The organism is Streptomyces justiciae (assembly GCF_015163075.1).
GTDB classification, from domain to species: Bacteria; Actinomycetota; Actinomycetes; order Streptomycetales; family Streptomycetaceae; genus Streptomyces; species Streptomyces justiciae.
Genome location: NZ_JADDXU010000021.1, coordinates 117,217 through 130,743 on the forward strand (window position 1 = coordinate 117,217; position 13,527 = coordinate 130,743).

Genomic DNA, 13,527 nt, shown 5'->3' on the forward strand with positions numbered 1-13,527 from the left:
TCTTGACGTGTTCATGTGACCTGACTTCCATGGGGGGAGCGGGTGATGGGAGCGCTCCCATCACGTTCCGGGCCCGCGCTCCCCGAGAGAAGGCAGCGACATGTTCCGCACCTTGCGAAGAGCGTTGTGCGCGGCGGCGCTTCTGATACCGCTCCTGGCCGGCGTCAGCCCCTCGGCCCAGGCGGCCGAGGCTGCCGCCGGTGCCGGTTACTGGCACACCAGCGGGCGCCAGATCCTGGACGCGAACGGCCAGGCGGTCCGGGTCGCCGGGATCAACTGGTTCGGCTTCGAGACCAGCAACCACGTCGTCCACGGCCTCTGGTCCCGCGACTACAAGTCCATGATCGACCAGATGAAATCGCTGGGCTACAACACCCTCCGTATCCCGTTCAGCGACGACATCTTCAAGTCCGGGACCGTCCCCAACAGCATCGACTTCAGCAGCGGCAAGAACGCCGACCTCCAGGGGCTCAGCTCCCTGGGCGTGCTGGACAAGATCGTGGCGTACGCCGGACAGGACGGCCTCAAGGTCATCCTCGACCGGCACCGCCCGGACTCCGCCGGCCAGTCGGCGCTCTGGTACACGAGCGCGGTCCCCGAGTCGACGTGGATCGCCAACCTGAAGGCCCTGGCGACGCGTTACCTCGGCCAGGACACCGTCGTCGGCATCGACCTGCACAACGAGCCGCACGACCCGGCCTGTTGGGGCTGCGGCGACACGGCCACCGACTGGCGGCTGGCCGCCCAGCGGGCCGGCAACGCGGTCCTCTCCGTCAACCCCGACCTGCTGATCTTCGTCGAGGGCGTGCAGACCTTCAACGGCGTCTCCGGCTGGTGGGGCGGCAACCTCATGGGCGTCGCCCAGTACCCGGTGAACCTGAGCGTCGCCAACCGGGTCGTCTACTCCGCCCACGACTACGCCACGTCCGTCGCCCAGCAGAGCTGGTTCAGCGATCCGTCCTTCCCCGCGAACATGCCGGGGATCTGGGACAAGTACTGGGGCTACATCTTCAAGCAGAACATCGCGCCCGTGTGGGTGGGCGAGTTCGGCACGACGCTCCAGTCGACCGTCGACCAGAAGTGGCTGGCGGCACTCGTGGACTACCTGCGGCCGACGTCGACGTACGGCTCGGACTCCTTCCACTGGACCTTCTGGTCCTGGAACCCCAACTCCGGTGACACGGGCGGGATTCTGAAGGACGACTGGCAGACCGTCGACACCGTGAAGGACGGGTACCTGGCGAGCATCAAGGCACCGGGCTTCCCGTCGAACGGTGGCGGCGGTGGCGGAGGGGGCGGGGGTGGCGGCGGTGGTACGGCGGCCTGCACCGCCGCCTACACCGTCAGCAGCGACTGGGGCGGCGGCTTCAACGCCGAGGTGAAGGTCACCAACTCCGGTACCACCGCACTCAGTTCCTGGAAGGTGACCTGGACCTGGAGCGGGTCGCAGCAGATCACCAACATGTGGAACGCGTCCTACACCCAGTCCGGCGCGACCGTGACCGCCACCAACGCCGCACACAACGGGACGGTGGCCGTGGGCGGTTCGGCGAGCTTCGGGTTCGGCGGGGCGCCCGGGGGTGGGGGTGTGCCGACGGTGACCTGCACGGCGAGCTGAGCGATCGTCCGGAACAGGGCGGATCCGGCCGGTGTCACGCGCCGGCCGGATCTCTGGCTCTACGATGAACATCTCCGGGGCCGCTCAGGGGAGGAACGCGGACAGGTGCAGATAGTCATCACTTCCGGCGACGATCCGACGGACATGCCTTCGCTGCGACGGTGGCTGATGGCGGAACCTGAACTGCGCGGCCGGGCCGTTGTCTCCACCAGGCCCGCGACCGGTGGGCCAGGGCACATGGGTGGAGCCCTGGACGCGGTCGACGTCGTACTCTCCAACGGCATCGATCTGGCATCCCTCATCGTCTCCATCGCCGCATGGCGCGCCTCACGTCCGAGGCCGCCACAGATCACACTGGAACGCGACGGCTCGGTCATCACCCTGCGGGACAGCTCGCCCGAAACGGTCGAGCGGATTCTGCGCGAGTGGAACGGCGGCCCCGGTGCCGCGCCGGTGAGGCCGGACGGGGACGCTGATCAGCCGTGACCCAGGCCGTGCTGTCGGACCCGACGCGTTCCCAGGCCGTGTTGGTGGGCGCGCATCGCTACACGAGGCTGGAAGACCTGTCGGCGGTCGCCGCGAACCTCGAGGGACTGCACACCGCGCTCACCGATCCAGAGGTGTGGGGGCTCCCCCCGGAAGCCTGCACCGTGCTCGCCCAGCCCGACGACGCGGGGACAGTGCTGGACACGGTGCGGGACAAGGCACGGCTGGCCCGGGACACCCTGGTCGTGTATTACGCGGGGCACGGTCTGACCGACCCGCACACCGACGAGCTGTATCTGGCCCTGCCGGACTCGGACCCGGATCGCGAGTACACGGCCCTGCGCTACGAGTACCTGCGCAGGACCGTCCTCGACCCGCAGGCGGGCGCACAGCGGACCGTGGTGATCCTCGACTGCTGCTACAGCGGTCGGGCTCTGCTCGGCAGGATGAGCGCCAGCGCCCATATCGCGGACCAGGCCGTCGTGGACGGCACCTGTGTGCTTACGGCGTCCGCGGAGACCCGTCCCGCCCTGTCCCCGCCGGGGGAGGTGTACACCGCGTTCACCGGAGAGCTGATTGCGACGCTCACCGGCGGTGTCGCGGACCGGCCGGATCCGCTCGACATGGACACCCTGTACCGGCATCTCCATCAGCGGCTGGCGAGTAGGTCCCGGCCACTGCCGCAGCAGCGCAACCGCAACGCCGGGGGGTTGATCGCGATCGCCCGCAACCGGGCCGTGTCCGCCACCCCGCGGGCCGTTGCCGCAGCCCCGATCGACGCGTCGGCCCATGCGGCCCGGCAGCGCGAGGCCGCGAGGCTCGCGGCACTGTTGAGGCCCGGCGTAGAGGCGCGCAAGATGGCGGAGCAGGAACTCCGTGACCAGCGGTCGCAACTGGCCGGGGCGGTCCTCGCCAAGCTGACCAAGGCCCTGGAGACGCCGGACGACACGGCTTTCAAGCCTTTTTGGTTCGCTGTACCGGAGCCGCGCCCGATCTTCGCCGAAGACGGTTCGCGGACCTCGGCCGTGGCCAAACTGATGCCGGGCGCCTGGTACCTGGCCGTCGGCCGACGTGGCGACGCCCTGGTGGCGCAGACGCAGGAGGGGCGCAGAGGGCTGCTCCTCGACACCCGGGACATCGAGCGTGCGGGGGAGGACGGGGGCGTCGCGATCGACTCGGATTTCACGCCGTTCTGGTTCGCGGTGCCCCGTATGCGTGAGCTCTGCAGCGACGACGAGGCGCGGGAGCCGGTGGCGCGCCTGATGCCGGGGACCTGGTACCTGTGTGCTGGGCAGCGCGACGACGGCCTGGTAGTGCGGACCCGGGACGGTGGCCAAGGGCTGCTGCGCGACGTCAGCGACATTCAGCGGGGCTGACCGGCGGTACGAGCGAGGGCGCCCGGGGTGTGCCGGGCGCCCTCGTCGTCGTAGCGACTGTGGTGACGTGTGACTACAGCTTCTCGATCACGTAGTCGATGCACTTCGTCAGGGCCTCGACGTCCGCCGGGTCGATCGCCGGGAACATCGCGACGCGGAGCTGGTTGCGGCCGAGCTTGCGGTAGGGCTCGGTGTCGACGATGCCGTTGGCGCGCAGGACCTTGGCGATCGCGGCGGCGTCGATGTCGTCGGAGAAGTCGATCGTGCCGATGACCTGCGAGCGCTTGGCGGCGTCGGTGACGAACGGGGTCGCGTGCTTCGACTCCTCCGCCCAGCTGTACAGGCGCGTCGAGGAGTCCTTCGTACGGGCCGTCGACCACGCGAGGCCACCCTGGCCGTTGATCCACTCCAGCTGCTGGTTCAGCAGGAAGAGCGTGGCCAGCGCCGGGGTGTTGTACGTCTGGTTCTTGCGGGAGTTGTCGATCGCCGTGGGGAGGCTGAAGAACTCCGGGATGTGGCGGCCGGACGCGTGGATCCGCTCGGCGCGCTCGATCGCGGCGGGGGAGAAGACGCCGATCCACAGGCCGCCGTCGGAGGCGAAGGACTTCTGCGGGGCGAAGTAGTAGACGTCGGTCTCGGTGATGTCGACCGAGAGGCCGCCGGCGCCGGAGGTGGCGTCGACCAGGACCAGGGAGCCCTCGTCGGCACCGGCCACGCGCTTGATGGGGGCCGCGACACCCGTCGAGGTCTCGTTGTGGGTGAAGGCGTAGACGTCCACGCCCGCCTCGGCCTGCGGCTCCGGGTGCGTGCCCGGGTCGGAGGCGATGACGGTCGGCTCGGCCAGCCAGGGAGCGAGCTTGGCCGCCTTGGCGAACTTCGAGCTGAACTCGCCGAAGTTCAGGTGCTGCGACTTGTTCTCGATCAGACCGTGGGTCGCGACGTCCCAGAACGCGGTGGAGCCGCCGTTGCCGAGGATCACCTCGTAACCCTCGGGCAGGGAGAACAGCTCGGAGATCCCCTCGCGCACCTTGCCGACCAGGTTCTTGACCGGAGCCTGGCGGTGGGAGGTGCCGAGCAGGGAGGTACCGGTCGCGGCGAGGGCGTCCAGCGCCTCGACACGCACCTTGGAGGGGCCCGCGCCGAAACGTCCGTCGGCGGGCTTGATGTCAGCGGGAATCTGGATCTCAGCCACGAGCCGGAGGGTATCTCCTCGGCGAAACGGGATGGAAACCCGTCCGTTCGATGAGACGACTCCTCCGGCCCGTGGACTTGTGGGGATCTACGGTGCCGTCAGCCGCACCGGCAGCTCGAACAGGTCGTTCTGGGTCACCACCGGCTTGTTGCGCAGTTCCGTCGCCGGGACCGCCAGGTCGAGGTCGGGGAAGCGCTCGTAGAGGGCCGGGAGGGCGACGCCCGCCTCCAGGCGGGAGAGGGCGGCGCCGGGGCAGACGTGCGGGCCGTGGCCGAAGCTGATGTGGCGGTTGGGGGAGGTGCGGGTGATGTCGAACTCGCCCGCCGTGGGGCCGTGGGCCTGCTCGTCGCGGCCGATCGCGGCGTACGACACGATCAGCGCGTCGCCCGCCGGGAGGACCTTGTCGCCGACCTGGACGTCCTCCGTCGCGAAGCGGATCAGGACGTGGGACGTGGGAGTGGAGTGGCGAAGCGTTTCCTCGACCACCGAGGACCAGTCGACCTCACCCGCGAGGACCAGGGCGCGCTGCACCGGGTGGAGTGACAGCTGGACCACCGCGTTGACGATGAGGGAGATCGTCGTCTCGTGGCCCGCCGCGACCATCAGCTGGAGCGTGGAGACGATCTCCTCGTCGGTGAGGTGGTCGCCGTTCTCGGAGGCCTGGATGAGGGCCGAGGTGAGGTCGTCACCGGGTTCGGCGCGCTTGGCGGCCACCGTCTCCGCCATGATGCCCGCCAGCTCCATCAGCGTGGCGATGACCTCCTCCGGCGGCGTCTGCGTCGAGAAGAACTTCTCGAACAGCTCCTTCAGGCGGGGCAGCTTCTCCTCGGCAAGGCCCATCAGGTCGGCGATGACGTACATGGGCAGGGGGTAGGCGAAGGCCGCCTTGAGGTCGACCGTGTCCCCCTCCAGGTCGTCGAGCAGCTTCTCGGTCAGCGCCGTGATCCGCTCCCGCATCTCCTCCACCCGGCGCGGCGTGAGCGCCTGCGCGACGAGCGTGCGCATCCGGCGGTGGTCGGCGCCGTCGACGGTGAGCATCGAGCGGCCCGGGTTGGCCAGGCCGATCAGCGGCCAGTCCGCGGGGATCTCACCGCGCTGCCAGGCGCCCCAGACGTTGATGTCCTTCACCAGCCGCGGATCGGTCAGCAGCGCCTTCGCCTCGGCGTGGTGCGTGACCGCCCAGACGGGCACCCCGCCGGGCAGCTCCACGGCGGCCAGCGGACCGGCCGCGCGCAGCCGCGCGCTCTCGCCGTCCAGGTCGGTGACGAACGGGTCGAGGGCTATGCGCGTCTGTTCCAGGTCAGTGGTCATAGGGGTCTCCGGTCTCCAAGAGGGCGTAGGTGTCAGAGCGCGGGCACCGGCGTGAAGCGGACCGGCAGTGCGGTCAGCCCGCGCAGCCACGGCGAGGGGCGGCGCGTCAGGGAGTCGGCGGGGACCGCGAGGTCGATGTCGGGCAGACGGTCCAGGACGACCTCGATGCCGGTCCGCGCGATGACCTCGGCGACCTCCTGCGCGGGGAACGGGCACCGGTGCTCGCCGTGCCCGAAGGAGAAGTGCGCGCTGTTGCCGCCGGTGAGCGTGGAGCCGTCGGTGCGGACCTGAGGGTCGGAGTTGGCGCCCTGGAGGCCGAGCAGCAGCAGGTCGCCGGCGCGGACCCGGCGCCCGCCGAGCTGGGTGTCGCGGGACGCCCAGCGCCCGGCCACGTTCTGGGTCGGCGTGTCCTCCCACAGGACCTCGTTCATGGCGTCGGCGACGCTGTTGCGGCCGCCGAACAGGGAGGCCGCGAACCGTCCGTCGGTCAGCATCAGCCGCAGCGAGTTGCCGATCCAGTCGGCGGTCGGCTGGTGGCCCGCCGCCATCATCACCATCAGGTCCTGGGCGATCTCCTCGTCCGTGAAGCCGCTGCGGTTGGCGAGCATCCGCGAGACCACGTCGTCGGCGGGCTCGGCGCGCCGGTCGGCCAGGAGCTGGAACATCGAGGTGGCAAGGTGCGTCTGGCCCTCGATGGCCCGCTCCCGCCCGTCGATCATGTCGTTGAGGGCCGTGACCAGGCCTGGACCCTGCTCGTCGGGGAAGCCGTACAGCCGGGCCAGGACCCGTACCGGCAGCAGCATCGCGTAGTTGCCGACGATGTCCGTCTCGCCCTCGGCGCACACCGCGTCGATCAGCTCGTCGGCGAACCTCTCGGCGTAGGCGCGCAGTTCGGAGGGGTTCACCGCCTCCAGCGCCTCGCTGATCATCGCCGCCCGCTCGCGGTGCCGTTCGCCGACCGTGTAGAGGATCGACGGCTGCTTGCGGCCGATCATCGGCAGCAGCGGCCAGTCGTCGGGGATGCGGTCCCACTGGTTCCACAGCTCGGAGTCCCGGCTGAACAGCACGGGATCGCCCGTCACTTGGTGCAGCTCGCGGTAGCCCAGCACCAGCCACGCCGGGATGTCGCCATCGAGCACGACCGGGGTGACGGCACCGTGGTCGCGCCGCATCTCCCGGTACAGCCGCGCCGGTTCGGTCTGGAACCTGGGGCCGCTGAGGGGTACGGGGGCGGTCACCGCGTCAACTCCTGTTCGGATACGGGGGCGTGGGGGGCGTAGGTGTCCTGGTCGCGTACGGGGGCTTGGTTGGCGTACGTCTTCTTGACGTGCTCGACCAGGGTGATCAGGACCTGCTTGCCGGAGGCCCGGGAACGGGCGTCGCAGTCGAGCAGCGGAACCTGCGGATCGAGGTCGAGGGCGTCACGGATCTGGCTCGGGGCGTAGGTCGGGCCGCCGAAGTCGTTGCAGGCCACGATGAACGGCGTGCCGTGGTGTTCGAGCCGGTCGATCGCGTACCAACTGTCGTCGATACGGCGGGTGTCGACGAGGACGACCGCGCCGAGCGTCCCGGAGAACAGCCGGTCCCACAGGAACCAGAACCGCTCCTGCCCCGGGGCGCCGAACAGGTACAGCACATTGCGGGCGTCGAGCGTGATGCGGCCGAAGTCGAAGGCGACGGTGGTCGCCTTCTTGCCCCGGACCTCGCTGATGTCGTCGATGTGCTCGCCGGCCCGGGTCATCGTCTCCTCGGTGTTGAGGGGACGTATCTCGCTGACCGAGCGGACGAGGGTGGTCTTGCCGACGCCGAAACCGCCGACGACGACGATCTTGAGGCCGTTGTCGGCGGTGGCACCCAGGGGGGTGCGGGCGGCGGAGGCCGGCTGGGAGGCCTGCTCGGCGGCTGCCTCAGAGGTTGCGGAGTCCAACGAGCACCTGTTCCAGGACGTCGGGATCGGGGACGGCGGCCCTGCGGGGGTGGCGGGCGCTGACGCGGCCCGCCGCGAGCAGGTCGCCGAGAAGGATCTTGGTGATGCTCACCGGCAGCTTCAGCTCGGCCGCCAACTCGACGACCGCCGTCGGCTGTTGGGTCAGCCGCAGGATCGCCGCGTGCTCCGACTGCATGCCGGTGGTCGGATCGCACTCGGCGACCACGAGCGTCACCAGGTCGAAGGGGCTGTCCGGAGTGGCATGCGCGCGGCCACCGGTGAGGGTGTACAGACGGTCGGGTGAGTCGTCCCTGCCGGGGCGGCTCATGACGTCCGGGGCTGCGCGGTCAGATGGGCGCCGAGCTGCTCGACGAGCTCGCTCATGTTGTGCCCGACGAGACCGGCGTCCGCGTCCTCGGTGGTGACGACGGCCAGATGAGCGCCCTCACCGGCCTCCACGATGAAGAGGACACCGCCGTAGAACTCGGTCATCGCCGACCGGACGCCGCCGGTGCCGTCCCCGAACTCCACGGACGCGCCCTGCGACAGGGCCTGGATGCCGGCGGCGATCGCGGCGAGCTGGTCGGCCTGGTCGACGGTGAGCTCCGGCGTCCGGCACAACTTCAGCCCGTCCCGAGAGAGGACGAGCGCGTGCCGCGCGCCCGGGGTGCGCTCCAACAGGCCCTCGATGAGCCAGGTGAGCTTCTCGTCGGCGGTGGTCGTGCCGGTCATGACGTGGGGTCGCCTTCCGGGGTGGGATGGGTGTGGGACGGGGTGGATGCTTCGGGGGTCACTTCGGTGGTTGTCTCTACGGCCGGAGTGGCGGGGTCGCTCTGGTCGGTGAGGGTGCCGCGGACGGCTTGACGGAAGCTGCTGAAGCGGATGGCTCGGGTGGGGGTGTCGTCGGCGGAGCCGGTGGACCTGAGGTGGCCGGCGGATTCGGTGGGCTTGGCGTGTCCGGTGGATTCAGTCGCACTGGAGACGCTGGTGGACCCGCTGACTCCGGAGGTCCGCGCGGTCCTGGCCGTTTCCGCGGCACGCGCGCGTACCCGTTCCCGCTGCTCCCGCTCGGCCTCGGCGAGGGCGCGGCCCCGGCGGCGCTTGGGAAGGCCGTCGGGAAGCCCTTCGGAGCGGCCTTCCGGCCTGCCTTCCGACCGGCTTTCGGACCGGCCCGTGGGCAGGTCGTCGGGAAGGGTGGCGGCGCTATGGTCGGGGGACTCGTGGGTGGGAACCGGGTCGGGGGCCGGGTCCGGCTTCGTGCTCGGGTCCGTTGCGGCCGGCGCGCTGGGGGCTCGTACGACCGTATCGGCGGCCCGTACCGCCGTACCCGCACTCGTACCCTCGACTGCCCCCGCGCCTACCACCTCCGGAAGCGTCTGCGCCCCCTGCGGGCGGTCGGCCAACTGCTCCGGTACCAGGATGTCCTGGGGTACGAGGATGAGGACGCCGGTGCCGCCGCGGGCCGAGGGGCGGAAGGAGACCGTGAGGCCGTACTTGCGGGACAGGCGGCCGACGACCGCGAGGCCGAGGCGGGTGCCGGTGAGGCCGCCGAGTTCGGCGTCGTCGCCCGACACCGCCCGTTCGGCGCGCCGGAGTTGGACCTCGCCCATGACGAGGCCGCTGTCCTCGACGGAGACGATGACGCCAGCCGGGACCTCCTCGACGTACACGTGGACCTCGGCGGTCGGCGGCGAGAAGTTCGCGGCGTTGTCGAGGAGTTCGGCGAGCGCGTGCATCACGCCTTCGGCGGCGTGCCCGGCGACGGCGGCCTCGCAGGCGGAGTGCACCCGCACCCGCCGGTAGCCGCTGATGCGGCCCATCGCGCCGCGCAGGATCGACTCCATGGCGATGGGGCGGGCCCAACGGCGGCCGGAGCGGGCGCCGGTGAGGACGGCGACGGAGTCGGCGAGGCGGCCCGCCTGGGCGGTGCGGTGGTCGAGGTGGAGGAGGTCGGCGAGGACGTCCTCGTCGTCGTGCCGTTCCTCCATGGCGCGCAGGTCGGCGAGCATGCCGGTGGCCAGGGCCTGCATGCGGCCCGCAGCGTTGGCGGTGGCCGACAGGGCGGTGGACCGCTCGTGCTCAGCGCGACGGGCGCGCTCGCTGAGGCGGGCGTTCGCGGCGGTGAGGCGGGCCCGCTCCTCCTCCAACTCGGCGGTGAGGCGGGCGCGTTCCTGGGTGAGCTCGGCGGCGTGCCGGGCCCGTTCGTGGGTCAGCTCCTCGGTCAGCTGCACGCGCTCCTGGTCGAACTCCGCGCTCTGCCGGGCCCGGTCCTGCAACAGCCGCCCGGCGTCGAGGGTGACGGCTTCGAGGCGGCGGCGGGTGATCCGGGCGTTCTGCGTGGCGTGGACGGCCACGGCGACGGCGGCGGTCAGCAGCAGGGCACCCGCACCGGCACCGAGGGCGAGCGGGACGCGCGCCGACTCCGGTGCCCGGGCCACGGCGCCGGCGACCGCGAGCGCGGCGAGGACGGCGGTGAGCAGTGGGGCGGGGAGGAGGGTGCGGGCGGTGGGTCGTTCGCCGGGCAGGCTGGGGGCGGTCATGAGTCGGGTCCTCGGTAGGGGTCCGCTGTGCATTCCTGGGCGAGAAGCAACACCTGTCGCTCAATAAGCGGTCACTATATGAGAGTTGGTGATCAAACTGGGAAGGTTCTGGAGGCGTTCACAGATTCGGGCGGCGACTCCAGGGAACCTGTGCGGACCGTGAAGCGATGGGCCGCTTCGTCACTGTCAGTGGTCGGATGCATGCTTGAGCCATGACGGATCTCGAGTCGGCGCTGCGGGCGGCCGTCCGGGGTGAGGTCGGGTTCGACGTCACGTCCCGGGCGCTGATGACCATGGACGCGTCCAACTACCGGCGGGTCCCGCTGGGGGTGGTGGCGCCGAGAGACGCCGACGACGTGGCGGCGGTCCTCGCGGTGTGCCGGGAGCGCGGCGTGCCCGTGGTGCCGCGCGGCGGCGGGACGTCGATCGCCGGTCAGGCCACCGGCACCGGCGTGGTGCTGGACTTCACCCGCCACATGAACCGCCTGGTCTCCCTCGACCCGGAGTCCCGTACGGCCGTCGTCCAGCCCGGCCTGGTCCTGGACCGCCTTCAGGACGCCGCCGCCCCGCACGGCCTGCGTTTCGGCCCGGACCCCTCCACCCACAGCCGCTGCACGCTCGGCGGAATGATCGGCAACAACTCCTGCGGCTCCCACTCGGTGGCCTGGGGCACCACCGCCGACAGCGTCCGCGAACTCGACGTGATCACCGCGCGCGGTCGGCGGCTGCGGCTCGGGCAGGACTGGGCCGGTGCCCCCGATGGCCTGCGCGACCTGGTGGCCGGCGACCTCGCCCGGCTGCGCACGGGCTTCCCGGAGCTGCCCCGCCGCATCTCCGGGTACGCGCTGGACGCGCTGCTGCCGGAGCAGGGCGCCGACGTCGCCCGCGCCTTCTGCGGCAGCGAGGGCACCCTCGGGGTCCTCACTGAAGCGGTCGTACGCCTTGTGGCGGCGCCCCGCGCGCGTGCGCTGGCCGTGCTGGGGTACGCGGACGAGGGCGCAGCCGCCGAGGCCGCCGCAGGGCTGCTGCCCCACCACCCCCTGACCGTGGAGGGCATGGCGGCCGATCTGGTGCCCTCGGCGGCCGCGCTCCCGCGCGGCGGGGCCTGGCTGTTCGTGGAGACGGGCGGCGCCACCGAGGCCGAGGCACACGCGCGTGCGGAGACGATCGTGCGGGCGGCGGACGTCGTGGACGCCCTGGTGGTGACCGACCCGGCCGGGCAGCGGGCGCTGTGGCGCATCAGGGAGGACGCGTCCGGCACGGCGACCCGGATGCCGGACGGCGCCGAGGCCTGGCCCGGCTGGGAGGACTGCGCGGTGCCGCCGCCCCGACTGGGCGCGTACCTACGGGACTTCAGGCACCTCCTCACCGAGCACGGGCTGCGCGGGACGCCGTACGGCCATTTCGGCGACGGCTGCATCCACGTCCGCATCGACTTCGACCTGCTCACCGACAAGGGCGTCGCCCGCTTCCGCCGGTTCTCGGAGGACCTCGCCGACCTGGTCGTGGCACACGGCGGCTCGCTGTCCGGGGAGCACGGCGACGGACAGGCGCGGGCCGAGCTGCTGCCACGGATGTACGGCGCGGAGCTGGTGTCCCTCTTCGAGCGCACCAAGGCCGTCTGGGACCCGGACGACCTCCTCAACCCCGGCATGCTGGTCCGCCCGGCCCCGCTGGACACCAACCTCCGCTTCTCGGCCCTCCCGCGCGAACCGGTCGACGTGGCCTTCGGCTACCCCGCCGACGCCGGCGACTTCTCGGCCGCGGTCCGCCGCTGCGTGGGCGTCGCGAAGTGCCGTACGACGTCGGTGGCCGGGTCGGCCGTCATGTGCCCGTCGTTCCGGGCGACCGGCGAGGAGGCGCACTCCACGCGCGGGCGTGCCCGGCTGCTGCACGAGATGCTCGCGGGCGAGGTGGTGACCGACGGCTGGCGCTCGGAGGAGGTGCGGGAGGCGCTGGACCTGTGCCTGTCCTGCAAGGGCTGCCGCTCGGACTGCCCGGTCGAGGTGGACATGGCGACGTACAAGGCGGAGTTCCTGCACCACCACTACGCGGGGCGACGCAGGCCGGCCGCCCACTACGCGATGGGCTGGCTGCCGGTGTGGCTGCGGGCGGTGGCACGCACGCGCACGGCGGGCGTGGTCAACGCGCTGGCCACCGTAAGGCCGTTGGCGTGGGCTGCGAAGCGGCTGGGCGGGATCGCGCGCGAGAGGCGGCTTCCGCGGGTGGCGGCGGAGACGTTCACGCGGTGGTGGGGGAGGCGGAAGCGTAAGACGGTGAACGCCTCGGTGGTGCTGTGGCCGGACACCTTCACCGAGCACCTGTCACCGCAGGTGGGCCAGGCGGCGGTGCGGGTCCTGGAAGCGGCGGGCCTCTCCTTGGTCCTCCCGCCCACCCTGCGCCCGTCGTCCACTTTCGCCCCGTTCAAGGCCCGCCGCGGCCGGGTCTGCTGCGGGCTGACGTACGTCTCGACGGGCCAACTCGACCGCGCCCGTACGGTCATGCGCCGCACCCTCGACCTGATGACACCGGCGCTGGAGACGGACCTCCCGGTCGTCGTCCTGGAACCGAGCTGCGCGGCGGCCCTCCGCACGGACCTCCCGGAACTCCTCCACGACGACCCGCGCGCGGCCGCGCTGTCGTCCCGAGTCGTCACCTTCGCCGAGGCCCTGGAACGCCTGGCCCCCGACTGGACCCCGCCACGCGTGAACCGCCCGGCGGCGGGCCAGACCCACTGCCACCAGCACGCGGTCCTGGGCGACACGGCCGACCGCCGCCTGCGCGAAGCGGCAGGCCTGGACGGCGAGTTTACCGGCGGCTGCTGCGGCCTCGCGGGCAACTTCGGCTTCGAGGCCGGGCACTTCGAGGTGTCCCGGTCCTGCGCGGAGGACCAGCTCCTACCGGCGGTGCGCGACGCGCCCGACGACGCGGTGATCCTGGCGGACGGTTACTCCTGCCGGACGCAGTTGGAACAGCTGGCGGGGGTGCGCGGGAGGCATCTGGCGGAGGTGTTGGCGGAGGCGCTGGACGACTCGACGGCCTCATAGGCTGGTCGGCACAGACGTCCAGTTCTTGGA

The 13,527-nt window shown here is 71.5% G+C and carries 11 protein-coding genes; 4 read left to right on the forward strand and 7 right to left on the reverse strand.

Going from position 1 to position 13,527, the window contains the following annotated elements; all coding sequences use genetic code 11:
* Positions 1–100 precede the first annotated feature (100 nt).
* From IQ210_RS40000 to IQ210_RS48360, 3 genes are all read left to right on the forward strand, one after another.
* Positions 101–1,618: a cellulase family glycosylhydrolase gene (locus IQ210_RS40000; RefSeq protein ID WP_194084187.1), complete on the forward strand. Its 1,518-nt coding sequence runs from the start codon at positions 101–103 to the stop codon at positions 1,616–1,618.
* 105 nt (positions 1,619–1,723) lie between these two features.
* Complete coding sequence (locus tag IQ210_RS40005; protein WP_194084188.1) at positions 1,724–2,104, forward strand: effector-associated constant component EACC1; 381 nt, start codon at positions 1,724–1,726, stop codon at positions 2,102–2,104.
* Positions 2,101–3,480, forward strand: coding sequence for a caspase family protein (locus IQ210_RS48360; RefSeq protein ID WP_194084189.1), 1,380 nt, complete (start codon positions 2,101–2,103; stop codon positions 3,478–3,480). Before IQ210_RS40005 ends, IQ210_RS48360 begins: the two co-directional genes overlap by 4 nt.
* A gap of 73 nt (positions 3,481–3,553) precedes the next feature.
* Here IQ210_RS48360 and serC read toward each other — a convergent pair whose 3' ends face one another.
* The 7 genes from serC to IQ210_RS40045 form a co-directional block, all read right to left on the reverse strand.
* Positions 3,554–4,672: a phosphoserine transaminase gene (gene serC / locus IQ210_RS40015; RefSeq protein ID WP_194084190.1), complete on the reverse strand. Its 1,119-nt coding sequence runs from the start codon at positions 4,670–4,672 to the stop codon at positions 3,554–3,556.
* An 87-nt stretch (positions 4,673–4,759) separates the two neighbouring features.
* Positions 4,760–5,983 carry a cytochrome P450 family protein gene (locus tag IQ210_RS40020; protein ID WP_194084191.1) on the reverse strand — a complete coding sequence of 408 codons (1,224 nt, stop codon included), beginning with the start codon at positions 5,981–5,983 and terminating at the stop codon, positions 4,760–4,762.
* Positions 5,984–6,015: 32 nt separating this feature from the next.
* Positions 6,016–7,221, reverse strand: a complete 1,206-nt coding sequence (locus IQ210_RS40025; protein ID WP_194084192.1) for a cytochrome P450 — start codon at positions 7,219–7,221, stop codon at positions 6,016–6,018.
* Positions 7,218–7,910, reverse strand: a complete 693-nt coding sequence (locus IQ210_RS40030) for a GTP-binding protein (RefSeq protein WP_228049334.1) — start codon at positions 7,908–7,910, stop codon at positions 7,218–7,220. The genes IQ210_RS40025 and IQ210_RS40030 overlap by 4 nt, the downstream gene beginning before the upstream one ends.
* Entirely contained in the window at positions 7,891–8,238 is a 348-nt protein-coding gene (locus IQ210_RS40035; RefSeq protein ID WP_194084193.1) for a DUF742 domain-containing protein, read from the reverse strand. The genes IQ210_RS40030 and IQ210_RS40035 overlap by 20 nt, the downstream gene beginning before the upstream one ends.
* Entirely contained in the window at positions 8,235–8,642 is a 408-nt protein-coding gene (locus IQ210_RS40040) for a roadblock/LC7 domain-containing protein (RefSeq protein ID WP_079306837.1), read from the reverse strand. The genes IQ210_RS40035 and IQ210_RS40040 overlap by 4 nt, the downstream gene beginning before the upstream one ends.
* Positions 8,639–10,450: a sensor histidine kinase gene (locus IQ210_RS40045; RefSeq protein WP_194084194.1), complete on the reverse strand. Its 1,812-nt coding sequence runs from the start codon at positions 10,448–10,450 to the stop codon at positions 8,639–8,641. Before IQ210_RS40045 ends, IQ210_RS40040 begins: the two co-directional genes overlap by 4 nt.
* Positions 10,451–10,662: 212 nt before the next feature.
* Here IQ210_RS40045 and IQ210_RS40050 point away from each other — a divergent pair, with 212 nt between their 5' ends.
* Entirely contained in the window at positions 10,663–13,497 is a 2,835-nt protein-coding gene (locus tag IQ210_RS40050) for an FAD-binding and (Fe-S)-binding domain-containing protein (RefSeq protein ID WP_194084195.1), read from the forward strand.
* The last annotated feature ends 30 nt before the right edge of the window (positions 13,498–13,527 follow it).